The 22,937-nt window shown below is 45.4% G+C and carries 18 protein-coding genes; 3 read left to right on the top strand and 15 right to left on the bottom strand.

Features of this window, described 5'->3' with window-relative positions; translation table 11 throughout:
• Window positions 1-2: 2 nt before the first annotated feature.
• From FOT42_RS16995 to FOT42_RS16975, 5 genes are all read right to left on the bottom strand, one after another.
• Entirely contained in the window at window positions 3-1,478 is a 1,476-nt protein-coding gene (locus FOT42_RS16995) for an aminotransferase class V-fold PLP-dependent enzyme (protein WP_226789935.1), read from the bottom strand.
• Window positions 1,479-1,740: 262 nt separating this feature from the next.
• Window positions 1,741-2,658, bottom strand: coding sequence for an N-formylglutamate amidohydrolase (locus FOT42_RS16990; RefSeq protein WP_151891717.1), 918 nt, complete (start codon window positions 2,656-2,658; stop codon window positions 1,741-1,743).
• A gap of 65 nt (window positions 2,659-2,723) precedes the next feature.
• Window positions 2,724-4,121 (bottom strand): SusD/RagB family nutrient-binding outer membrane lipoprotein, encoded by a 1,398-nt coding sequence (locus tag FOT42_RS16985; RefSeq protein ID WP_151891716.1) that lies wholly within the window; start codon window positions 4,119-4,121, stop codon window positions 2,724-2,726.
• A gap of 12 nt (window positions 4,122-4,133) precedes the next feature.
• Window positions 4,134-7,637, bottom strand: coding sequence for a SusC/RagA family TonB-linked outer membrane protein (locus FOT42_RS16980; RefSeq protein WP_151891715.1), 3,504 nt, complete (start codon window positions 7,635-7,637; stop codon window positions 4,134-4,136).
• A 105-nt stretch (window positions 7,638-7,742) separates the two neighbouring features.
• Window positions 7,743-8,894 carry a FecR family protein gene (locus tag FOT42_RS16975; RefSeq protein ID WP_151891714.1) on the bottom strand — a complete coding sequence of 384 codons (1,152 nt, stop codon included), beginning with the start codon at window positions 8,892-8,894 and terminating at the stop codon, window positions 7,743-7,745.
• Between the two features lie 115 nt (window positions 8,895-9,009).
• Here FOT42_RS16975 and FOT42_RS16970 point away from each other — a divergent pair, with 115 nt between their 5' ends.
• Window positions 9,010-9,597 (top strand): RNA polymerase sigma factor, encoded by a 588-nt coding sequence (locus FOT42_RS16970; RefSeq protein WP_151891713.1) that lies wholly within the window; start codon window positions 9,010-9,012, stop codon window positions 9,595-9,597.
• Between the two features lie 137 nt (window positions 9,598-9,734).
• Here FOT42_RS16970 and FOT42_RS16965 read toward each other — a convergent pair whose 3' ends face one another.
• Window positions 9,735-10,451, bottom strand: coding sequence for a sulfite exporter TauE/SafE family protein (locus FOT42_RS16965; RefSeq protein ID WP_151891712.1), 717 nt, complete (start codon window positions 10,449-10,451; stop codon window positions 9,735-9,737).
• A gap of 117 nt (window positions 10,452-10,568) precedes the next feature.
• On the opposite strand from FOT42_RS16965, the gene FOT42_RS16960 reads away from it, so the two are divergent.
• On the top strand, window positions 10,569-10,994 hold the full coding sequence (locus tag FOT42_RS16960; RefSeq protein WP_313788436.1) for an Lrp/AsnC family transcriptional regulator: 426 nt from the start codon (window positions 10,569-10,571) through the stop codon (window positions 10,992-10,994).
• A gap of 357 nt (window positions 10,995-11,351) precedes the next feature.
• Window positions 11,352-11,828: a hypothetical protein gene (locus tag FOT42_RS16955; RefSeq protein ID WP_151891711.1), complete on the top strand. Its 477-nt coding sequence runs from the start codon at window positions 11,352-11,354 to the stop codon at window positions 11,826-11,828.
• A 41-nt stretch (window positions 11,829-11,869) separates the two neighbouring features.
• Here the strand turns inward: FOT42_RS16955 and FOT42_RS16950 are convergent, their stop codons facing one another.
• The 9 genes from FOT42_RS16950 to FOT42_RS16910 all read right to left on the bottom strand — a co-directional run bounded on the left by FOT42_RS16950 (window position 11,870) and on the right by FOT42_RS16910 (window position 22,928).
• Window positions 11,870-15,226 carry a TraQ conjugal transfer family protein gene (locus FOT42_RS16950; RefSeq protein ID WP_151891710.1) on the bottom strand — a complete coding sequence of 1,119 codons (3,357 nt, stop codon included), beginning with the start codon at window positions 15,224-15,226 and terminating at the stop codon, window positions 11,870-11,872.
• Between the two features lie 15 nt (window positions 15,227-15,241).
• Window positions 15,242-15,787: a conjugal transfer protein TraO gene (locus FOT42_RS16945; RefSeq protein ID WP_151891709.1), complete on the bottom strand. Its 546-nt coding sequence runs from the start codon at window positions 15,785-15,787 to the stop codon at window positions 15,242-15,244.
• A 2-nt stretch (window positions 15,788-15,789) separates the two neighbouring features.
• Window positions 15,790-16,782 carry a DUF4138 domain-containing protein gene (locus tag FOT42_RS16940; protein ID WP_151891708.1) on the bottom strand — a complete coding sequence of 331 codons (993 nt, stop codon included), beginning with the start codon at window positions 16,780-16,782 and terminating at the stop codon, window positions 15,790-15,792.
• A gap of 10 nt (window positions 16,783-16,792) precedes the next feature.
• Window positions 16,793-17,803, bottom strand: a complete 1,011-nt coding sequence (gene traM, locus FOT42_RS16935; protein WP_151891707.1) for a conjugative transposon protein TraM — start codon at window positions 17,801-17,803, stop codon at window positions 16,793-16,795.
• A gap of 62 nt (window positions 17,804-17,865) precedes the next feature.
• On the bottom strand, window positions 17,866-18,495 hold the full coding sequence (locus FOT42_RS16930) for a hypothetical protein (RefSeq protein ID WP_192938433.1): 630 nt from the start codon (window positions 18,493-18,495) through the stop codon (window positions 17,866-17,868).
• A 5-nt stretch (window positions 18,496-18,500) separates the two neighbouring features.
• Complete coding sequence (locus FOT42_RS16925; protein ID WP_151891705.1) at window positions 18,501-19,433, bottom strand: TraJ family protein; 933 nt, start codon at window positions 19,431-19,433, stop codon at window positions 18,501-18,503.
• Window positions 19,430-20,062, bottom strand: a complete 633-nt coding sequence (locus FOT42_RS16920) for a hypothetical protein (protein WP_151891704.1) — start codon at window positions 20,060-20,062, stop codon at window positions 19,430-19,432. Before FOT42_RS16920 ends, FOT42_RS16925 begins: the two co-directional genes overlap by 4 nt.
• Window positions 20,059-22,620, bottom strand: a complete 2,562-nt coding sequence (locus FOT42_RS16915) for a TraG family conjugative transposon ATPase (RefSeq protein ID WP_151891703.1) — start codon at window positions 22,618-22,620, stop codon at window positions 20,059-20,061. The genes FOT42_RS16920 and FOT42_RS16915 overlap by 4 nt, the downstream gene beginning before the upstream one ends.
• Window positions 22,608-22,928, bottom strand: coding sequence for a DUF4133 domain-containing protein (locus FOT42_RS16910; RefSeq protein ID WP_151891702.1), 321 nt, complete (start codon window positions 22,926-22,928; stop codon window positions 22,608-22,610). The genes FOT42_RS16915 and FOT42_RS16910 overlap by 13 nt, the downstream gene beginning before the upstream one ends.
• Between the last annotated feature and the right edge of the window lie 9 nt (window positions 22,929-22,937).

Here is a 22,937-nt window from a genome sequence, read left to right as displayed (position 1 = left end):
TTTTAGATTTCGAACCATTGGCCCAATTCCGGTCTTTGGTTGGATTCAGACTTGTGGTGAAAGGTATTGCTCACGGGATCGTAATCATATGCTTTGGCCATTTCAGCCCCATGCTCCGCTATTTCGCGAAGTGCATCCAGTATAAGGTCCAGTTCCCCATCCGTCATAGTGGGATGGAGTGAGAGACGGATCCACCCAGGTTTGTCCTTAAGGTTTCCGTGCTCGATCTGGTCGGTAATGTGCCGTGAACGTTCCTGGGTGACCTCCAACAGTATGTGGCCATAGGTGCCGGCACATGAACAACCGCCCCGGACCTGGATTCCATAGTGGTCGTTCAATAATCGGACCACCAGATTATAATGGAGATGTTCCACATAAAAGGAAAAGACCCCTAGTCGGTACCTGACTTCCGGTGCGAATACATGCAACCCCTTGATCTTGGGCAACTCCTCGAAACATTTCCTTGTAAGTTCATTTTCCCGTTGCCGGATCTGCTCAATGCCCATTTTTTCCTTCAGAGCGATCGACAGGGCTGTCCTTATGGTCTGTAGGAATCCAGGCGTACCACCATCCTCCCGGGCCTCAATGCTTTCAAAAAAACTGTGCCCCCCCCAAGGATTCGTCCATTTTACCGTTCCACCACCTGGATTGTCTGGAATCCGGTTCTTGTAAAGCGCCTTGTCGAAAACCAAAACGCCTGAACTGCCAGGCCCCCCTAAAAACTTATGTGGGGAGAAAAAAATGGCATCCAATTTCCTTGCCTTGTTCTCCGGGTGCATATTAATCTGGACGTAGGGTGCTGATGCGGCAAAATCCACAAAACAGTACCCGTCGTGTTCATGCATGATTTCAGCCAACTCATAATAGGGGGTTCCCAACCCCGTGACATTGGAACAGGCCGTAAAGGAACCGATCTTGAGTTTTCGGTCCCCATATTTACGAAGTTCCCTGCGCAATTGGAGTGTATCGACGAACAGGTCTTCTGTAGGCTGTAACAATACGACATCGGCCATGGTCTCCAACCAGGTCGTCTGATTGGAATGGTGTTCCATATGGGTCAAAAAAACGACAGGTCTTTCGGTCTCTGGAATCGAGAGGGAATTCTTGAACTTTTCTGGGAGCTTTAGCCCCAAAATACGCTGAAACTTGCAGAGCACCCCGGTCATACCGGTGTCAGTGGTAATAATGACATCTTCCTCGGAGGCATTGACATGTTCCTTGATCCGGTGTTTAGCCTCCTCGTAAAGATTGGTCATCAATTTCCCGGTAAAAGTGGTCTCGGAATGGGTGTTCCCGACAAAGGGACCGATTTTTTTTTTCATGATATCCTCTATGGGGCCATATAACCTACCGCTCGCGATCCAATCCGCATAAACGATCTTTTTGGTCCCAAAAGGGGTTTCGATATTTTCGTCGATACCGATAATATTTCTTCGAAAGGAATTGAAGTACGATTCCAATGATGTTTCTTTTTTCAAGATTATTATTATGAAAAGCTACCCTTTATCCAATCCAACTCAACAAACTACTAATTCAAATATTTATGGCAATGTGTTGAAGACCCCATACGATAAGGCCTAAGTTTCTATTTTTACTTGTTTTGAATTGATAGATAAGGGCAGCTTTATTAATTAATTTTCACAGAATGCGATATTCTGTAAACCCTATTGTACTGGATTCTTCCCGGCTTATCGGTCAGTTATTGCCTCTAGGGAAAAATCCCGGGCACTGAATTTTGTTTCAGTCCATATAGGATTCCACAAAGTCCAAATAAGTAGTGATGGATTCCGCAAAGGCTTTGGAAAAGTTTTTCCGGTTCTCCTCACTGTCACGGACCCCTTGGAAATTGGCCTCTATCTGCATCCCGAAAACTTTGGGGTGGTCGTAAGCAGTGTACCTCCTGGTGTTATACCCTCCGTTGAAGTAGGGCTCGCCCTCCTTGGGATAGGGGTCGCCTTGGCTTGGAACCGCAGGGAAACCGGCTCGTTCCATAAGGGTTCCGAAAGCGTTTTCCCCGGTCAAGAGTTGGTTGAGTCCCAATTGTGGGTTACCCTTTAATAGGTTCCGTACCGAAGTGTTTCCGCCAATTTCAGACTCGGAACTTTCCCCTTCCCTTAGTTCCGTGAGGGCAGGTGTCCTAAGTAGGTACCCCAACTCCAAACGTTTTACTTTATGGCTTTGGCCGTGAAGGTCGATGTACATCACATATCCGTATTTTTTGATGGCCGCATCCAAGGCCTCCTCGATATGCTTGTGATATTGTCTCCAGGTATACTCCATTTGTGGGTTTCCACAGGTGGCCTCCTCCAGGTCCCGGTTAAAATCGATCTTACTCCTTGCCAATCGGGCAATGACCAGGTATGGTTTTTTGCCATGGACCTTGAACGCATTCTCTATTTCCAGTGCGAGCTCGACCGTATTGTTGTCCATTACCTTCGCGCCACAATCCCTGTCCTTGATCTCCTCAGGAGATATGGTGCCCCCATGTGGGGCACTGATAACCAAAGGGATGTTGCCCTTGACGGTTTCCAGCCAGCTGTCCTCGAATATTTTCCGTCCTTCGGACAAAGCCTTTTTGTCCGAACCGTCCGATGTGCTTTTGCCACCAGCGCACTGCACTTGAAGAAGTGCAGTGGCAACTAGAAGGCAAATGAGCATGTTTTTCCCAATCTTTCCTTGAAAAAATAGATCCCTATGCATTTTTCGGTGACTTAATTTTTCAATTATTGATTGACTTTGGTAGGTTCATATAAACCAGGATCTGCCGGGGCCGCAGGATTTGACAAGACCTCATCCTGGGGATACAACATTCGTTCAACATTTTGGGTGCTCGTTGGAACATTCAAGGGAAATGGTACAGCTACATCTGAATCATTCTTCTTTAACCTGCGTGCATCATCAAATGGCATGAAGGTCGTAAACCCTGAAACATAACGTTCTTCGATGATTTCCCTGAGCAAGGCGGTTTCCGGGTCTGTTCCGTCCATATTCTCCATGCCACCGGAATCGAAGTCCCCGGCTACATAAGCGTCATATAAATAGGGTTCTGCTGAAAAATTCGAATTTAGAAAACTACCGGTGTTCAAAAAGGCACGCAACTCGTTCAAATGTCCCAAACCAATTTCGAAACCTTGGGTACGGGCACCGGCTTCTGCCAATATGAGCATATTTTCCTGAAATGTTATCATGGGTTGCGGCTCCAGTTCCTGTGCCACACCCAGATTTCCGTCCGCATCCGATTGGTCGATAACATAATACATACGCCTTGCCGTTTCATCGGTCTTGGCATTGTTCCGGGAAATTCCACTGGTATCGTCCAAGAGCTGCATCAAATAACTATCCCCGGTCCCTGTGTTCGGACCACTGGCCAAAACAATGTAGTATTTGTTTTTGGTGGCGTTTTGCCCCGTAACATCAAGGGGATTGAACATCATGTTGTTGTTGCTAGAGGAAATCCCGTTCAAGGCTGCACTATAGGCTTCGCCATACGCTTTGGTATGCATAAAGTAACGAGCTTTCAGGGTCCATGCGGATTCGAGCCATTTGTCGCGGTCACCTTGGAAGATGTAATCCTCCAAAACCCCAAAACCGGCAGCACCCTCCAAATCTGCTATGGCACTGTCCAACAGTATCTGTAACTGTTCAAAAACATAGAGTTGGTCATCGAATTCAGGGTTTTCTATATCGCTCAATGCTTGTGAATAGGGGATATCTCCGAACAAGGAAGCATAAGTGCCCACCAAATGGGCCTCTACCACCTTGGAGATACCCAATAATAGGGGGTTGTCAGATGCTCTTTCCTGTATCACCCGCACTGGGGTCAATACACTTTGGTACCCATCCCAATCAAAGGTATTGTTAGCGACATTGTATTGGAACCGTTCCAGTTCCACTTGTTCAAAGCCGACCAGTTGTCCCGACCAATACCCCGCCATCCTGCTATAGGCGCCCAATTGGATTCCAATGTTCGAAAGCTCCGCGCCGTTTAGGAAAAGGCCTGGGTCGATATCATTCAGGGTTAACTGGTTGGGATTTTCATTGAGATCATCGACCATTTTTTCACAACCAAAAAAAACGAAAGCCGTGAAAATCAAAAGAATTTGTATATATGTTGATTTCATGATTATTAAGTTTTAGAAATTGGCTTGAACGTTGAAAAGAACCGAGCGTGTTCCAGGATTATTGAAGTAATTCATTCCGAAGGCATTGCTGACGCCATAGTTATTGGTCTCTGGGTCTACATCCTTGATTCCGGTCCAGAGGATCAAATCCCGCCCTGTCACCGATATCCGGAACGAATCCAATGCCAGTTTTTTGCTCAACTTAATGCCCGAAAAAGTATACCCTAGGGTCACGTTACGGAGCTTGGTCCACGTGGCATCCTCGATGTACAGATCATTGGTCTTGTTGAAACCTAGGCCTCCACCGATACCGCGATACCACGATTCGTCCAATAATACATTGCCTGCACCAAAGTCTGCAATGTTTCCCCTTACCGTGGTACCTGCAGGGATTATGTCCCCATTGACATTAACAAGGTCCTCGGATAGGGTAACTTCTTGGGACACGTCCTCATGGACACCGAAGCCATAAAGAACGATTCTTGTCCTGTTGATGTAATCTCCACCTTGGGAGTGTTCAAAAAGGAAGCTGAAGTCAAGATTTTTATAGTTGAGTTCCATACCGATGCCTCCCCTCCAATCAGGATTGGGGTCACCCAGAACACGGCTATCGGTGTCCAATTGTGGAAATCCATTGGCATCCAATGCTATACTATTGTCCTCATTACGTAGGGTTCCTGGCAAGAAAAAAGAACTCATCGGGTATCCCTTGACCGCTTTGGAGGTCCCCCCGATATCCACAGTTTCTGCACCAGCAATATCTACCACCATGTTCTTGTTGTTGTTGTAATTGGTATTGATCGATAATTTGAGGTCATCGGTTTCGATCAATTTACCGGTAAGGTCGATTTCCCAACCTTTGTTCTCGATGACCGCAGCGTTCTTATAGTTAAAGTTGAAACCGGAACTCGGATTGGCTTTCACGGCAAAGAGGATGTCCTTGGTCTCATTTCTATAATAGGTGACACCCAGTCCGATTCTGTCCTTAAGGAAGCGTAGATCACTACCTACTTCCCATTCGGTTTTGATCTCAGGTTTCAGATTGGGATTCCCCTTTTCTGAATCCACCATGAAACTTCCCCCAAACGTTGAAAAACCGGTAGTGGCCAAGGTTTCGAATTTATAGGGGGCCGGTTGGATACCCACCTTTCCCCATGCCGCCCTGAGCTTTCCAAAACTCAGGAAATCAGAGGAACCGACCAAGTCACTGAACTGCCAGGCAAGATCTACAGAAGGATAGAAAAAGCTCCCCTTTATGGTGGACGAGGCCTCCAATGCTCCCGAGAAATTGACGAATAATTGGTCATATAGGCTTAGGCCCAATACCCCGTAACCACGATTGGATCGGATATGCTGCAAGGTCCTGTCCCAGGAAGTGGCCGCTTGGTCCGGATTGAGATCCGTTGTGGGCAGTCTGGAATCCACGGCAAATGGACTTATGGCATTTTCGTTGATGGCCCTTTTTCGGTCATTAAAGTTTACCCCCAAAGTGGCGGATACTCCAAAATCGGTACTGAAGTCGTGGGTTGCAATAACGATTCCATCCAAATTGAATTCCTTATTGGTGATATCGGTCTGGCTCCAATAGCCACCGCTTCGATTTGCACTTGCCGATCCGATCGGGTAGAATTGACTCCTGGAATCCGTGTAATAGTCCAAACCACCCCTTAAAATGACCTTTAACCAATGGGCAGGGTCAATGGTCAGTTCAGGATTGATGATGAACCTGTTGACATCATTGGGTGCCTTTTGTTCGTTCAAGGTCCACAGGGGATTGTTATAAATAGGATTTTCGGCTTCGCCCAATTGACGTCTATAGGACCTTTGACGGTTGGCGGTGATATCGCCATTGGCAGCCGTATAGGTGCCGATATAATCGGTAATGTCAAAATCGGGGGCGGCCCTTAAAAGTCCTAAAAGTATACCGTTAGTTGTTTCACCAGCTTGTTCTATCCGATTCGATTTGGTGTTAGTATAGGAGACCCTATTGTTCCAGGTCAACCAATCGGTAATCTGGAACTTGGTGTTCAACCTTACGTTCTGTCTTTTGTAGTCATAATTTTCAATGATACCCTTCTGGTCCAGGTTTTCATAACTGAAAAAGTACGAGCCCCTTTGTCCACCACCGTTGACGGATACATTATGTTGTGAAAAAGTTCCGATCCGAAAGACTTTGTCCCAGTTGCTGTCGGTATAGGTTTCCCGAGAGTTCTTCGTGGTTACGGGGTAATAAGTTTGGCCCGTGGTATTGGAGACAAAAAATTCACCGGTGGTATCCACTTCATCCGCTCCCCCGGAACGATCGGCTATTTTGTCGCCCCAAGATTCCGCAAAGGAGGTGTTGTACACCCCATTTCTACCTTGACCATAGGAACTTTGCATCGCAGGCCTGACATTGATGTAATCATAGGACTGTGTAAACGAATATTGTACGGTGGGTTTTTTACCCAATTGTCCGCTTTTGGTCGTGATCACTATGACCCCATTTGCTGCACGAGATCCCCAAAGAGCCGCTGCGGAGGCCCCTTTTAGGATTTGGACAGAAGCGATGTCCTTTGGGTTGATGTCGTCCAATCGCGATTGTTGGCTCAAGGTGACGCCACCGATATTATCATTACTGATGGGAATCCCGTCCAAAATAATCAATGGCTGGCTGGCACCTTGAATGGTGTTCGCACCGCGGATCTGAATGGAAGATCCAGCCCCTGGGTCACCATTGGATTTACCGATCCGTACACCTGATGCCTTACCTGCCAATGCATTAATGACCCCGGCTTCCCCGGATTTGGCAATGTTCTCGGATTGGATGGAGGAACTTGTCGAACCTGATTCATCCTTTAGTTGCTTGGTACCAATGGCCGTTACAATAACTTCGTCCAAATTACTGACACTGGGGGCCATGGTCACATTGACGACGGGATTGTTCCCTACGGTTATTTCCTTGGTTTGGTAACCAATATAGGAGAATACCAATATGTCTCCTTGGGAGGCTTCTATGGCATAGTTTCCATCGAAATCGGTGGAAACCCCTTTAATGGTGCCCTTGATGACAATACTGACCCCTGGTAATGGGGAATTGTTCTCATCAGTAACCGTTCCTGTGATGTTGATGAAATCCGGTTGCAATGCCTTTACAGCTCGTGAACCGGTAATTTGTGGTTCATTTTCCTTCTCCACTAGGACAATCAATTTTCTCCTGATCTCATAGGAAACATTGCTTTCAGCAAGGATTAGGTCCATCAGGGCATCGATCTTTATCTTTTCCACATCCACCGATATCCTTTTGTCCAAATCCAATGTGGAGTTTTTATAAAGGATATTATAATCCGTACTCTCCTGAATTTTTTCGAATACCGATGCTATGGATGCGTTTTCCATTTTCATCGAAACGTATTTTTGGGCATAGGAATTATTGGCATTGAGCTGGAAAAGTGCAACCAATAAAAACAGGGCGGAAATTTTCATTTTCAAATCTATTTTACCACTAAAATAGCTTTTGCATAGTGTGTTTTTCATACTTTTGATATGGTTTAAAAATTGGTCATTCAGTTTTTGAATTGTTTGAAAACCAGGGATTGTTCCCGCAATTCCTGGTTCTTTTTTAGGTTTAGTTCATAGGCCTTAGTTGTTTTTCTGAGTTAGTATTATTTTATCGTTGGTTATCTTATAGTCAAAATCCTTGATCCTTTGGAATCCTTGTAACACCTCTTCAATGGTTTCCGTTTTGAAGCGACCCGTGTACCGTTCACTTTTAAGAAGGTCCCCCCTTATTTCGATGGTCACATTGTAGTGCCTCTCCAATTTTTTGGTAATGTGAACGAAATCTTCGTTTTTGAAATACAGGATGCCTTCCTTCCAGGCAATGTATCTGCTGACATCCACATCGGTCAGTTGAAGTGCTTTATGATCATTGGAGAAGGATGCCATTTGGTTCGGTTTTAAAAGGAAATGTGATGCTTCGGAACCATTGCTCCTTTTGACCGAGAGGCTGCCCTCCACCAAGACCACTTGAACGGTTTCGTCATCGAGATAACTGGATAGGTTGAATTGTGTGCCCAAAACTTTAGTGTCCAATTCCCTTGTTTTGACCCTGAAAGGGCGCAAGGAATCGGATTCTACGGTAAAATATGCTTCCCCTGTCAATTCCACATCCCTTGGTCCCGAAGCATAAAATGCCGTGGGGTAGGTCAAGGAAGAACCGGAATTGAGATAGACCTGCGTTCCATCGGACAGCACAATCTCGAATTTCTTCCCATAGGGTACGTTGAGGGTATTGTATACCAAGGGTTCGCTCAAATCATCATTCTCAATGCTAACTTTTTTGTATACAATCTTAGATCCATCCTGTTCAGCAATGATATTGTTTGAACGCGTGACAATTGAGGCATCCTTGTTCGATAGCTCCTTGGTCGTACCGTTGTCCAGGACAATGGTAACTTCCTGTTGGCCAACGGTATTTGGGGTATTGTTTCGTGGCAAAAGCAATGTTGATATTCCGATGAGCCCGATAAAAATGGCAGCATATCGCAACCAAGCCTGTCTTCTTTTTCTTTTGGACCGGACTAAAAGGTCAAATTTTGAAAGTAATTCCTTCTTGTACTGTTCGGCATTTTCCTGACCTAGGGACCGTGTGATCAAATAGTGGAGTTCGGCCGAATCCTTAAAGGAAGAAGGATTGTCCTTGACCCATTGGGCCAATTGCTCAATTTCCTCTGGGTTCGAAGGGTTTTCAAAGAAATTGAAAATAATTTTTTTGATATGTTTATTTTTCATTATTGTTAAATGCGGATTACCAAATTGTTATCTGTGAAACGATCTGAAATTGACAAACCCTTGGTTTTAATCAAAAAATATTGATAATATTGATCGGACTTAGAAGATAGGTGCAATGGATTCCAATGATATCGGGGGAAATATTGATTTAATCTCAATCCAAAAGGGCAGTCGAAAGGAATTCGAGAAGGTTGTGGAGCTTTACTACAACGAACTCTTTTTTTATGCCAAAAGTTTATGTAGGGACGAATTGTTGGCCAAGGACTTGGTCCAAGATGTTTTTTTTGGACTATGGAAAAAAAGGGAAACATTGAATACAAAAACGGTCCTTAGGGGATGGCTTTACCTTTCATTGAAGAATAAATTCCTGGACCATGTAAAAAAGTACAGAAAGGAAACCTATTTTTTCGAGAGGACCTATTCGGAGACCATGGAAACCCTTTCACAACAGGATCACCAAGAAAACCTATCCAGAAAACTTGAATTGATGGATAGGGAGATTGCCTTGTTGCCCAAGAAATGTAAACAAGTATTGGTCATGAGCAAAAAGGAAGGATTGACCAATGCGGAAATTTCGGATTATCTCAACATTTCCATCAAAACCGTGGAAGGCCATCTTTCCAATGCTTATAAAATCCTCAAGGAAAAGCTGTATGAGAAATTTCAAATTTTGTTCACAGTAATCGGTTTCAGATCAAAGTGATCGCGAACCTTAATAGGTTCTATCCGTGATAAACCTCGATTAGGATGCAGCCAATTCAAATATTCGACAATCCTACAGCCACGTATTAAAGGTTTTTTTTCATCATTTTTTACAGCATAGGAATTTTGTGGTTTATCCTAGAATAACAATGAAAGTCCTGAAAGCATTAGCAAAAACAGGATGCTCTTTTTATAATGGGCCTTCCCTGATTTTTTGAATGTTTTTCTTCCCAAAAACTGGGCGGAAAGGAAAATAGGAAAAATAATCGCGGCGTATTTACATTGCTCAAAATTTAAAATGCCACTTAAGGCCAAGGTTGGTATTCTGGTAAGGGTAACAAGTCCCAAAATGCCAATCATCGTGGCCCTTATGGTATTGATTTCCTTGATCCTATTCTCCACGCAGATGATATACAATGGTCCCCCAGTGGAGAATATCCCAGAGAAAAACCCTGCCAAAATACCAAGACCTAAAATACTGGTGTTCCCCAGATTCGATTCTCGCTTACCTAGAAGGGAATACAACACGTATGCGAGTATGAAGGCACCAAGCATTTTTTTTAAAAAGACTGGCTTGGAATAGGAAAGGACCAAAACTCCTAAAACAACCCCTACAATTGATGTTATGGAAAGGTCAAGGATTGTTTTTTTATCAATGAAGACCCATTCCCTGTAAATCAGAAAGATACTTGAAAAAACATAGAATAGAGAAATGTAGGCAATGGCTTCTGGTAATTGAAACTTCAATAATAGGATTGGAAGTGCCATGAGAGAACCAGCAAATCCCATAGCAGTTTGCACATAAAACCCTGCAAAAATACCTATGGACAAAACGATAAGTGAAAATAAATCCATGTTTCCAAAATTGATCGGCTAATCTAGTGAGTTGCAAAATGGATCTAAAATTGAAAAATCGGAGAATACAGGTTATTTTCATTGAATATGCTTTATTTTGGCAAAAAATATATTGAAATGATGGTTGATGGAATAGATAGCCGAATAATAGGTCTTTTGAGGCAGAATTCCAGATATTCGTTTGCTGAAATCGGTAGAATCATTTCGCTTTCGCCTTCATCTGTGAGGGAAAGGATACAAAAACTAGAAGATTTAGGCATAATCGAATCGTACAATATCAAGGTCAATTATGCCTTGTTGGGATATGGGATGGAGGTCTTTATCCTCTTAAAGATTTTCGATGGCAAACTAAAGATATTTTTAGATGAAATCCATGACTTTGTTGAAGTGGAGGAGGCGTATAGGATTACCGGCCCGTATAATATCCATATTAGAGCAATTCTGCGGGACCAAAAACATTTGCAAGACTTTGTGGACAGGCTCATCAATTATGGAAGTCCAACAACCCTTTTGATTCTATCCGATATTGAAAAGAACTTGTGATTCATTGTTTACTTATTTGCGAACCGCATAATTCGATTTTAAATGTAATATAATATAATGATTTTTTGATTTTAATTTTTTGCATTAAGACATAAAATATAATCCACCCTGAGAAAATGTTCTAAGCATAATATTCTGGAGCTTGTCTGGTTATAAACTCTGCAAGAGATCTGTCCTCAATATAAAAAGATACATAGGATAAACAATTCTTTATATTGTGATAGGTTATGTTGAAAGAAGTTCCCAAAAACAGTCAACATAAACTGAAATCATTTTATGAATTCGTCAATGCCTCTTAAAAGATAAAGTTAGAAGGGCTTATTTTTATATCTTTGTTTATATCCCAAATCTGGCCTCATGAGAAAATACACAATTACAGTTGGAGTGATATTGGTAATATCTTCTTGTAGCAAAGATGATGACGTTTCAATTAATGACAGGAAGGAGGCACTTTTTGGCCAATGGGAATATGAGGCTATTGATTCCGATACTGCCGTTGATATCAATGGTGACGGGACCGTAAACATTGACCTATATAACACAAACGAAATTCGTCAATGTCTTAAAGACAACTTAATCTTTTTTACAGAAGGGGCAATTGGAGAAAAAAACGAGTTTAGAATTAATGAAAATGGTCTTTCCTGTGGTGAAGTTGACCCATATAGTACGGTGGAATCGGACAAATATGAGTTGATCAATAACGAAATTCTACGCTTCGAGAACAGAAATGATATGCGAATCATAGAGTTTACCAAGAACCGTCTTGTACTGGAACAGGATGATTTTTTGGATGATCAGGATGTCGTTATCACATATACTTACAAACGGTGTTGATTCAGATATTGAATAAGTGGGGCATAGCCCATTAATGAATTTTATACCCTTACCACGGAGCCAAAAGTCCAATCGCTCCATTGCCCATCACTGTCCCGTACCCTTACTTCATAAGGCTGATCTAGGTATTTCAATCTACTTTCACGCGGTTCGGTCTCCATCTCAAAATACCTGTCGACACCACTTCCCTTGGCTTCGCTGTAGTTCAACAATTTGGTATCCCAACGATTGTCCTGTCTGTTGAAAATGCGGATCTCGACCTGTTCCAAGCTTGCTCCATTATAGGCCTCCGAACAGTTAATGCTAAAGCAGGTATATATCCTGACCTGATAATCACACCCGTTCAGCCCACCACAGTTGATGTTGTGTTTTTCACCCTTGGCCGCCACAGTGGGCAATTTCAACATCTCGATGGATTCGCTCTCGGTCTGTGACTGGCCTGTGGAATTCTGCACCAAGAAATTGATCACAAAACTTTCATCCGTTTCGGGAAAGAACTGCATGGGCGCACTGCCATAATCCAACGGGACGATCTCTCCCTCATTATAGGTAATGCCCTTATAGCGTATGGTTCCTGCACTGGCCCCTGTAAAGGTGAACACCAATGTGTAACCAACACTCTGGTCATGACCCGAGGTGGCATTGGTTATGGCAGTGATATCGAATGGGTCGTTGATGTATTTGTCCTGGGCCGATTGGCTGATATTGAGCGTGAACGGTTCCTGGTATACTTCATAATCCACGTTGACGTTGGCGGTTTTTTCCACATCGGAGGAGGAACGGACCGTGAACGTCAGATTATGGTTCCCCTCGCTGTTCCCGGTATATTTTCCAGAAAATGTGCCCACGGGTACAACAAAACTTTCCCCAGCTGAATAAGTGTTGCCATTGTACCGGAAAGACCCATTGTTGCCACTGACGGAAAAGTACATTTCATAGGAATCGCCCCCGATACCGATTTCTGAAATGTTGAAATTCACATCGATTTCCTCCCCGGTGTATGCCTGTTGGACGGTTCCGGAAGCTGTGAAATTATAGTCCTTGGCCGAAACGTCCACGGCGATGTTTACCGATTTTTCAAGCCCTGTATCGTTCTTCGCATAAAAGGTCATGCTTACCGTCCCATCGTCAGTGCCCTCAAAGCTCCAATTGAAGTTGCCCTTTGGCACTTCATAGATGTTCCCGGGACTCAACACATTGCCATTGCTGTCCTTGATGATGGCATTTCCATTCATGCTGAAACGCATGGTATAGTCGGATGACCCCACGCTCTCGGAAATATTAAAGTTCAGGGAAGTGGTTTCCTCCACGGTGATATCGGAACTCTGTATGCCTCCCGTAAAGGTGAAATCGACCTGGTCAAAGGTTATGGTCGCATTGGACGTACGGGTAACGTCGGACCCTGATTTGACACTCAGGACAATATTGTGCTGACCAGGCTCCAAACCCGTGTATGTAATGTTGTTCGACCCAGGGCCCAATGGGAAATTTTCCCCTGGCCCATAGGAAACCCCATTGACCAACATGGACCCGTTCTGGCTCGACGAATAAAAGGCGGTATAGGTGTCGTTCGCCCCATCCGGGACTTCATCGATGTTCACGATGACACCAACGGGATTGTTAGAAAACTCAGTTGCCTTTGAAGGGGTCATGGCAATACTGAAATCATTGTTGCCCACCACTACAGTGACCTGTTCTTCCAAAAGCTGTCCATTACTGTCGCGTAACAAAAAGGAGATTTCATAGGTCCCAGCCAGCTGCCCTATAAAATCATAGGCGAAACTTCCCGGGGTAACGGTGAAATACTGGCTCGGTACAATGGGTGAATTTCCGTTATAGAGTTGGCCATCCCCACCTGTGATAAAATAGTTGAGCTCATAGGAAACCCCGTCATAATCCCCTTTTTCGATAAGGCTCAGGGATATGGCCCCTCGTTGGCCCACCAATACCTCACTGTTGTTGGCAGAGGCATTGAAATCAAGTTCCAGCTGTTTTGCATCCAGATCTATTTCGACGGGGCCGACCTCTTGCCCAAAATTGTCGGTCACGAGAAAACTGATCTGATGGCTCCCAAGGCTTTCCGGGGTATAGAAAAGGGAAAAGTTTCCAAGGTCGACAGGGTAGTCCGTATTGTTCTGGATATTGTTCCCGCCCGTCCCCATGACCTTGCCATTGCCCTCGGTTATGTTGTAGGAAAGGAAATAATCGATATTGGAGGTATTTCCGCTGGATCTGATGTTGAAATTGAGCTGTGTCCTTTGGTTGACAAATACCTGGTTGCTCTCCGCATTGCCACTAAAAGTGAACGGAATATTGGCCACCTCGATCTCCACGCTGTCCCTTTTCATCTGGCCATTGCTGTCGCGAACATCAAAGTAGATCTTTCGTTGGCCGAGCACATTGTCCTTAAAGGTGAAATTGTAATTGCCCGGGACTATGGACCTAAAGGCCCCGGCGTCCATTACGCCCCCGTTTTGGTCCCTAACGGTCCCGCCACCCTCACTGCCAGGGGAAAAGGAATGTCCGATATCGTAGGTGACGTCACTTTCCCCATCCTGTGTCTGGAGGTCGATGTTGATGGCGATGTTGGTGTCGAGTTCCACTTGGGTGGAAGCGCCCGTGGCCCGAAAGGTAAAGTTCAGGTTTCCCACATCGAGGACAAGTTCCCTTGTGATGGTAGCGCCATCGGGGGCCTTCGCCACCATGGTCAACTTGTGCTCGCCCAAGGTCTCAGGAAGGTATTTGAGGTCGCTGACCCCTTTTGGGAGCGCAAAGACATCCCCAGGATCATAAGCGGTATCACCAAAATAGACCTTACCGGTCCCGTTTTCCAATTGGTAGGAAACCTCAAATTCCTGGTTTCCGTTATTTGCGGGATCTTCGGTGTCCTTGTCCCTTAAAAGGGTCACACTTACGGGATTTTTGCTGTTGATGATAAATTGGTCGGTCCCTTTGCCCAATAAAAAGCTAAAACTTGCATATGTGGTATTATAAATCAAATCGAGTTCCTTTTCGATCTTGTTGGAGTCCCAGGCAAGGATCTTGACCTTATGTGCACCGGTATCGATGGGCATATAACGGAACGACACATCAAGATCTTCAATAGGGATGGTATCGTTCTGGTATATGGTGTCATTCCCTATGGACAGGTAGTATCCCTTGCCGTTCTCGATACGGTACTTCATATAATAGGAGGTCGTGGAGACCATTTTTTCCGGTTCTAGGGAAAAATCCGTCTTGACCGCCTCAAAGACAAAGCCATCGTTGTTGTGGTCTTCCGTAAGGGTAAAATCAAAGGAATCCTGGACGATGCCGTCAAAATTCTTACTGCATGCCAGAACAAACAAAAAGCTCAACAGAATTATGGGAACAAGGTGTAGTGGAGTAATTTTTTTCATAGTGTCGGGTTATGTTCAGAATAAAAAGTAACGCAGGCCGATCCCCACATAGGGATAAAAATTGCCGACATCCGAATTGATATGGTAATATTCATTGGCCTTTATCAATAGGGAAAGGTCGTTCCCCAGGATCATCTCCCATTCGACACCTGCATATATTCCATAGATGAACCTGCTCTTGCCATCTATCACGGCCCCGGTCTCCAGGATATTGTTCCCGTTGTTGATCACTTCATATCCAATGACCCCGCCCCCACCTATGTTCAATGCATATCTCCTGAAATTGGGTTGTTCCCATACCTTGACGAAACAGCCAGGCTGGACCGTGAAAATATTATAGGGGATATCATAATCCCCCTTGTCCTCCGCAATGGCGGCAAATATGCTCAACTGGGCATAGGTACTCCTGTCCAGATGATAATTGTACGTTGCCATGATTCCGAAACCGTCCTCTGCATATCCACCGCTGAGACCCACGGAAGAGGCATAGTTCCCGCTCCGCTGTGCGGAAAGGGATATGGCCATAAACAAGAACGAAAAAAGCACCAATGATCTTCCCATAATCAAAATCGTTTAGGATTGTTTATAATGTCCCTGCCAATGGACATGGACAGGTTACGGTTTCCTCCCTCTTCATCGAGTTCCACCAAAAGTTCCTTTTTATTGTCCAAGGAGAATTTCTTGAGTACGATGACAAAGTGGTTCTCGGTTCCCCCCTTTACAATCTTGGGGACCTTGTACTCGAACAGAAGACCGTTATTTTTATCAATCGGGATTTTCTGTTCGGAAGCGTTCCTGTACGAACTTTTGATGAAGAATTTGATAAAGTTGATATCGAGGTCGACCCCCTCCTTATTTTCCAGCCTGAACTGGATATAGAGCTCGTCGTTGTTATAGTAAACCCCTTTGAGCCACAGGAAGACATCGCCTTTCCGTGCAAAATAACGCGGGATCCACGCCTTGTCGAACTGCATGTAATAACTCCTCAACCGATAGTACTCGATGGGGTCGTGGGCATAAAGGTCCGTGGTGGCCAATTCCAACACCGAGTCCTTCGGTATTTTCTCGATCTCTTGCATGGTCAACGAAAGGGATTCCTCCGATTTTAGGGGAGAACCTATACTGGAATTTAGTTCTGGAACTTGAATGGACTTTGGTCCCTGATAGGAAATGGCCCTATCATCAATATTGGTCACCGCCATTTCGGGCCCAATGGTCCAGGTCAATTTTTTGGGGCGGGCATCCAGTTTCAGGATAAAATCAAAGAGGTTCCCGGATCTGGTGATGACCGTCAGGTTGGTATAGTTTTCCTTTTCTGTGGCCAGATCATCATAGTATACTTTTAGGATGCGAGGGTTGAACCGGCTCCCGATCTCCTTTGGGAAGTCCACTGCAAACCCGATATCGCTCCCAATGATACTTTCGGCGATATCTCCAGGAAAGATCAAAATGGTCTTGAACTTTCTGGAAACCTCGATGGTGTCACGGATTGCCTGTGCGGAAAGCCCATGGTTCATCAATAAAAAGAAAAGAAACAATAGTAGTTTTTTACCCATGGAGTGCCGTTTACGTTTTTAGGAATACCTTGTACCCGTTGATCAACAATATTTCGTCGCGATCCTTCCTTTTTTTATTGGAGAAGAACTTGCCGAATGCCCGTATCGCATTTTCCGTCATGGGAAGGTCGATCCCGTTGGAGAGTTCCCTTGAGATGTCCCCCACGGCACCCTCCTCCACATCGGCGTAGAATTCTGTGAGCAGTTTCCCCGCCCTTTCATTGTAGATGCCGAGACCGCCGTCCTCCTGGTCATATGCCTTCAGTGCAATTGGAAAATTCCCTATGTTCGAAATGTCCATCAACAATCTGGACCCTTGGATGTTCACGGTGGCATAGACAAAGGTGTTCTTGGGGAAAATCCGATCGGCAACCCTGAGTTCTTCCCGTAAGATCAGGGTCACCCTACTTCCGGGAACGACGAATTGGTCCCTATATACCGTGGCTTTCGCCCTTATATTGGCCAATAGGGCACTATGTTGTGAAACGCTTTCATTCGGGGCGGAGAAATCCTGGCTTCCCGACCTGCGTTCCTCCCGGGCAAGCTGTAGCATTTTTCGGTATTCGATGCGCTTTTCGGTCTCCGAAGGTCCGTTTGTGCCGGAAACATCCGTACTGTTCGGCATGGTGTTCTCCAATGGTCCCGTTTCAGGTTTGGATGAGGAATTGTCATCGACCAATGAGAAATCTTCAAGGTCTTTCAGGATCTTTTCAAGGGAATCGTTCTCTTTTTCCCTGTCCATTAGGGTTGCAGGCCCATTTTTCTTTCTTGACCTTTCCAATGAATCCGTGACGGACTCCTTATAGTAGGTGTTGGGATCTTTTATTTCCAACCCGTTGGACCTATCCGGAAGGGAATCATTGTAACCATCGGTCGTTCCTTCTACTTGGAACGTCCCCTTCAATCCATTGAAACTGGTGGACAAAAAATATAGGAGGAGCAGGATGGCAATGGGAAGGGCGAGGGCGAACCCTTTATGGTTCCTGATCCAATCATTCAATTTATGGATGTTCAATGCCATAGTAAAATTTCTTTACCCGATAATCGAGATCTGAACGTACCGGGTTATGTTGTCAACAAATATCATTTGCGTAGGTCCCTGTTGTCCAATACATCGAAACGGACGATTTTAAGGCCGTTCAGATTATTGGGGGTGGATCTAGTCTCCATCAAATAGCCTGTCGTGACCAAGTTCCGATATTCGGTCTCGCCGTCCCTTTCAATTTTTTGCTTTCCGATGAACCTGAACCTGAACGGATAGGACGAATAGTCAATGATGATACTGTCCTTCTCCAGTTCTATCGAATAGCCACTTTTGGCGATATCCTCGTAATAGTCCTGGTCCACCAAACGGTTATAGAGTCGCATGCCCGAACGATCGACCATGAAAAGTGCCTTTCCCTCGATATTCCTTTTTATGAACCCCAGGTCCGGCTCCAGGCCAAAGAAAAGTTCATGAAAAATGCCCACATGTCCCTCGCACAGGATATCGATGGCCCTTTTGTAGTCCTTGACCCGAACAGTAGCCAATTTCTGGCCGCTGTCCAAAAGGTAAAAGTTGTTCTTTGCACTTTCGTTGACCCTATTGACAACATAGGTACAGCACAAAAAACTAAAAAGCATGAAAGCTAAAGATAGGACAACCAGTCGGTTAGATCTTCTTTCTGCCCTTGTAATATCGTTGAAAACCCTATAACCTTCGTTGAATTCCATATTTCCTATTGAATTAATGTTCTTACACCTTTTGTAGTCCCACCCGTTTTTATATCAATGGCAGTTTGTGCGGCCTTTTTGGCATAGTGCTTGGTCTTTTCCTTCAATTGCCCGGCATTCACGTTCATTCCCTGTACGATAAAATTGGAAAGGGTAGGGGCCTTGAGATAGACGAACAGGTTCATCAGAATCAGAAGGGCACTGGTCAGGACCAACCCCAGATTGGCCTCGGTACGCAACAATAGGGAATCGATGAGCTTTTCCATGATCTTGAGCATAAAATTGTCGATCAAGTGCAACATGGGGATCCAAAGGCAGACGGACATGAATTTCTGCAACCAGGCCTTCCACATTCCCGATAGGGCAGGGATGAACGACAGCCCGATATTGAGGGGACCGAAAACGATAAGGACGAACAGGTAGATCACGGACATGGCCTTTATCCCGATGAAGACCACGGTGGAAACAATGGAGGCGAAAGTGGTGATCCCGGAGGTCATACCGCTCAAGATCAGGGATTCCAATGCCGACCAGTCCATATCGAACAGGCTCCATGAGGAACCGATGTCCTCCATGGCCCTTGTCTGGGCATGGTATATCTTCAACTGTAGGATGTCCCATGAGACATCGTTGCCTTTCAACGAGTTTCCGATACCCTCATAGAATTGGAATATCGATCGTGCGAACACCTTGTACTTTAACAGGATCAACGCCAATGGGACCCATTTGAGGTAGGCGAAAAAATCGGCCCGGGTCTGTTCGTTCATGAACACCTTCAATGCGATGATGCCTATCCCGATATAGGCAAATTCCTGTCCAATGTCCATGATGGGATCCACCGCGTCAAAGGCGTCCAGGATATATTGGTCAAAGAGTTCGTTCACCTCTTCCCGGATGCCCGCATCGGTCATATTTTGTGTAAAGGCCAGCAAGGTCATCGGTTCAGGTCTATCAATGTTCTTCGTATTCCCCTAGAGGCATCGAGCTGTTTCATCCGTTTGTTGTGTGCGATCAGACCGTCCAATACCCCGTTCAACTTAACGGTGATGTCGTTGATCTTCTTGAGACGTTCCTCGGGGTGCATGAGGGATCTCGTGTTCAGGATGGTCCTGCTCTGCTGGAAAAGGTCTTTTGTCCTCAACAGCGCATCAGTGGCAATGGCCAGGAATTCCTTGGTCTCCTTGGAATCCAAATTCTTAAGGTTCCCGATGGTTTCCTGTGAAGTCCTATAGGCTTCCAAGATCTTATCCTTTAATTCTGTGATGTTGGACAGTTCCGTGGATTCCAACACATAGTCCGGAGCGGTCTTCATGGCATCAAGTTCCTCTTTTAGGATTTCCCTTGACCTAGTGGTCTGATCATTGTTTTTCTCCATCAGGTCGATCAACCGATCCAATTTCCGGTTGGTGGTGGCCAACCGGTTTCCCAATGATCGGAGCTGTATATGGATCTGGGCCAATTGGTTGTTGGTGATCCCGAGGGAGCCGTTGGTCGCCGCATCGGTTACGGGAATCTGGCCCAGGGCGACCAAGGAGACCAAATTCATTAGGTAAATCAGTTTTTTCATTTTTCCTGTGTTTTTTGGGAAGGCAGTAGGGAATAATCCTTGGCCGTCAGTTCCCAATTGTTATGGTTCTTTTTATGCAGTTCATTGATCTTGTGCGATTCCATCGGGTTGGTCTCATAAATGCATTTTTCCACTAATGAGGTTTCCACTCCGTAGACCTTCACCCTGTCCTTCCAACAAAAGGCCACCTCCCGATATTTCCGATCGAGCGGCAGATCTCTGTTCAGGGAAAGGATGGATTGCCTCTGTTTTTCACTGAGACCCATCATTTCCTGGATGTCCTCGAAGGCATTCTCAAAATCCCCCATGTCCAGGAAGACCTTGATATGGGAATTGACTACGATGGCATTCTTGATGACCTCGGAGGCAATAAAGTCATCAACCTTCTGGGAAATAAAGATGGGCTGGCCACCATATTTTCTGGCCATTCTGGACTGGCTGTTGAAATAATCCTCGAATTCCTTTCTGGAAAGGGCCTTCCATGCCTCATCGACCACCATCATCTTGTTGATGGGCAGTTTGTCCTTATCGAGGAGCTTTTTGTCAAAAATTTCCATGACCATGAGGGCGGTAATGGGGAACAACAGTTCATTGTCGATGAGTTTCCCCAATTTGAAATAGACCAGCCTTTCCTCGCCCAGACGGGCAATCCTTTCATCTTCCCGGTTCAGCAACCTTTCCCTTGGCCCGCCCTTATAGTATTTCTCCAAAAGGAACAGAAAGACATCGGGGTCGAACACTTCTTTGGAAATCCTTTTTGCACCGACAAGGACCTTGAGATGTTCTTGGCAGTATTCATAAAAGCTATCGAACCGGAAATCGGTGTTCCCGGTCTCCCACATATGGGAATAATATCCGGGCAACAGGTTTTCAAGAACGGTATTTTTGACCTCGTTGGACATCGTATCCCCAAAAACACCACGGTCGTCACCCGTTATCAATTTCAAGAGGGTGACCAGATTGAGGACCTTGCCCTCGGTCAATGCCCTGGATCCATCGTCCTTTTCAATGGTGTCATAAGAATCCAACTTAAAGGGATTGAAGGTAAAGGGCCGTTTGTCGTCATGTTCGATGATGGTCCCGCCAAACACCATTGTGATCCGTTCATAGGAATTACCGTCCTCGATGATGATGGCCTCCGCCCCTTGGCGGAGTTCCGAGGCAATGTAATGGTTGGCCACATAGGACTTGCCGCCCCCGGATCCAGAGGCGATCAGCATGCCACGATTGAATATCCAATGGTTTCTCTCGGGTTCCCGGTAGACACTGACGGACAGGGGCCTTCCACAGACCCTGTCGATCAACCGTAGACCATCGATCCCTTGCGAACCGTCACGATATCCGCCCTCAAAGTATACCAATGAGGCGGCCATATCGCTGGACATGGGCATGTACATATCCGAAGGGAGGCCCACGGCATTTCCGGGTATCCCTGCGAAGAACAGGTTCTTTCGGTCAATGTTGTTTTCCTTGGCATTGATCTTGAGCTTTTTGAAACCGTCCGCAACGGCACTGCACATTTTTCCATGGTTCCTATCTGTGTTGTTGAACCCCAGGACGTTCAAATGGTAAAAGACGATCTCCTTGTGGTTTTCAAGGATGTCGGTATTGAACTCCCGAATCTGATCGGCATAGATCCCATTGCTGTCGTCTTTTTTTCCATTGCCGAACTGGTCGAAGCGCTTGGCCTTTTTCCGCAATCCCTTAAGGGCCTTTTCCTGTTCAGGGATATAGATGTATTGGTTGATGATGTGTTCATGGGGTATCTTGAACCCGATGGAAAATAGATTGCCAACAGGGAACCGGTTGTGCTGTGTCGTGAATTTCCCGTACAGTTCATATGGTCCCAAATATTCCTTGGTGAACTGGTCCAGGTTTTCCACGGTAAAGAACCGGGCCTGTTTCTCCCCGATCTTGATGGAATTGTTGGAAAAGTCGATATCGGGCAGGTTTTTATTGGATGCGGAAAGGCTGAAATATTTGGCATAGAGTCCTCCTTCGTGCAATAGCGCGTCATACCCCATTACCTCCGACCGGATAAGGCCCGATCCGTTCAATAGGTTCGAAACACTTTCCACCTTCGCCTCAAAATCCAACAGGAGATCCCGGTCAAGGAATTCTTTGGGAATTGTCCTGTCCAAAAAGAAATCCCTTTTTTTCGAGAGAAAGGAATTGACCCTGGTGGGGCCATATTTGTAATACCCCGTCGGTACCAAGCTGATAAATAGGTAGTGCTCGGCCCTTAGAAAAGGACGCTCCTCAAAATACCGTTCATTGCCTATCTCCATAAAATCACCGTTCAACCGTTGCGGGATGGGGCCGTACCTTTCCTCAAAGAAATGGTCCTGTCGGTGCAGGATCATGTTGGGGCCCAATATGTCGATGATGTTGAAGAAGAGTCCGTTCAAGGCGTTGTAATCCCTTTGGTCCAAAGTGAACACCTCTGGGAGCTCCAATCTCAAGGGAATGGTCAAACAGCCCTTTTCCTTGGAAATGAGGGAATTCCTTTCATATCCATAAATGGGGAACACATCCATCATATCGACTATCCTTTCCATAGGGGCATATTTTTGTACGGTCGAGAGATCTTGATCTTGTCCGGCCTGGAGGCATCGGCCATCTTTTTGATGAATCCCCTGGCTCCGTAGGTCCTGGAATGGAACAAGAGGATGGCGAACATGGACAATAGAGCACAGGTGGTTACCACTAGGGCCATGAACGTGGGGACGACCATCGATAAAATGAACCCTAGGGAGAGTATGCCAAGGCCTATATAAATACAATGATTGATGTATCTGGCCTTGAGGCCGAGGAACAGGACCTCCTTCTGGAGTCCTTTCCGTATAAGGACAAACTTGTCTTCCATGAGGGCCTT

It is taken from the genome of Flagellimonas hadalis (assembly GCF_007785775.2).
Lineage (GTDB): Bacteria > Bacteroidota > Bacteroidia > Flavobacteriales > Flavobacteriaceae > Flagellimonas > Flagellimonas hadalis.
Note: the sequence above shows the minus strand (reverse complement) of the source record. Positions and strands in the feature narration are given on the sequence as shown.

Coding starts and splice junctions, on each gene's coding strand:
- FOT42_RS16990 (WP_151891717.1), bottom strand. CDS start 2,658: ATGCTCATTTGCCTTCTAGTTGCCACTGCACTTCTTCAAGTGCAGTGC.
- FOT42_RS16985 (WP_151891716.1), bottom strand. CDS start 4,121: ATGAAATCAACATATATACAAATTCTTTTGATTTTCACGGCTTTCGTT.
- FOT42_RS16980 (WP_151891715.1), bottom strand. CDS start 7,637: ATGAAAAACACACTATGCAAAAGCTATTTTAGTGGTAAAATAGATTTG.
- FOT42_RS16975 (WP_151891714.1), bottom strand. CDS start 8,894: ATGAAAAATAAACATATCAAAAAAATTATTTTCAATTTCTTTGAAAAC.
- FOT42_RS16970 (WP_151891713.1), top strand. CDS start 9,010: ATGGATTCCAATGATATCGGGGGAAATATTGATTTAATCTCAATCCAA.
- FOT42_RS16965 (WP_151891712.1), bottom strand. CDS start 10,451: ATGGATTTATTTTCACTTATCGTTTTGTCCATAGGTATTTTTGCAGGG.
- FOT42_RS16960 (WP_313788436.1), top strand. CDS start 10,569: ATGATGGTTGATGGAATAGATAGCCGAATAATAGGTCTTTTGAGGCAG.
- FOT42_RS16955 (WP_151891711.1), top strand. CDS start 11,352: ATGAGAAAATACACAATTACAGTTGGAGTGATATTGGTAATATCTTCT.
- FOT42_RS16950 (WP_151891710.1), bottom strand. CDS start 15,226: ATGAAAAAAATTACTCCACTACACCTTGTTCCCATAATTCTGTTGAGC.
- FOT42_RS16945 (WP_151891709.1), bottom strand. CDS start 15,787: ATGGGAAGATCATTGGTGCTTTTTTCGTTCTTGTTTATGGCCATATCC.
- FOT42_RS16940 (WP_151891708.1), bottom strand. CDS start 16,782: ATGGGTAAAAAACTACTATTGTTTCTTTTCTTTTTATTGATGAACCAT.
- traM (WP_151891707.1), bottom strand. CDS start 17,803: ATGGCATTGAACATCCATAAATTGAATGATTGGATCAGGAACCATAAA.
- FOT42_RS16930 (WP_192938433.1), bottom strand. CDS start 18,495: ATGGAATTCAACGAAGGTTATAGGGTTTTCAACGATATTACAAGGGCA.
- FOT42_RS16925 (WP_151891705.1), bottom strand. CDS start 19,433: ATGACCTTGCTGGCCTTTACACAAAATATGACCGATGCGGGCATCCGG.
- FOT42_RS16920 (WP_151891704.1), bottom strand. CDS start 20,062: ATGAAAAAACTGATTTACCTAATGAATTTGGTCTCCTTGGTCGCCCTG.
- FOT42_RS16915 (WP_151891703.1), bottom strand. CDS start 22,620: ATGGAAAGGATAGTCGATATGATGGATGTGTTCCCCATTTATGGATAT.
- FOT42_RS16910 (WP_151891702.1), bottom strand. CDS start 22,928: ATGGAAGACAAGTTTGTCCTTATACGGAAAGGACTCCAGAAGGAGGTC.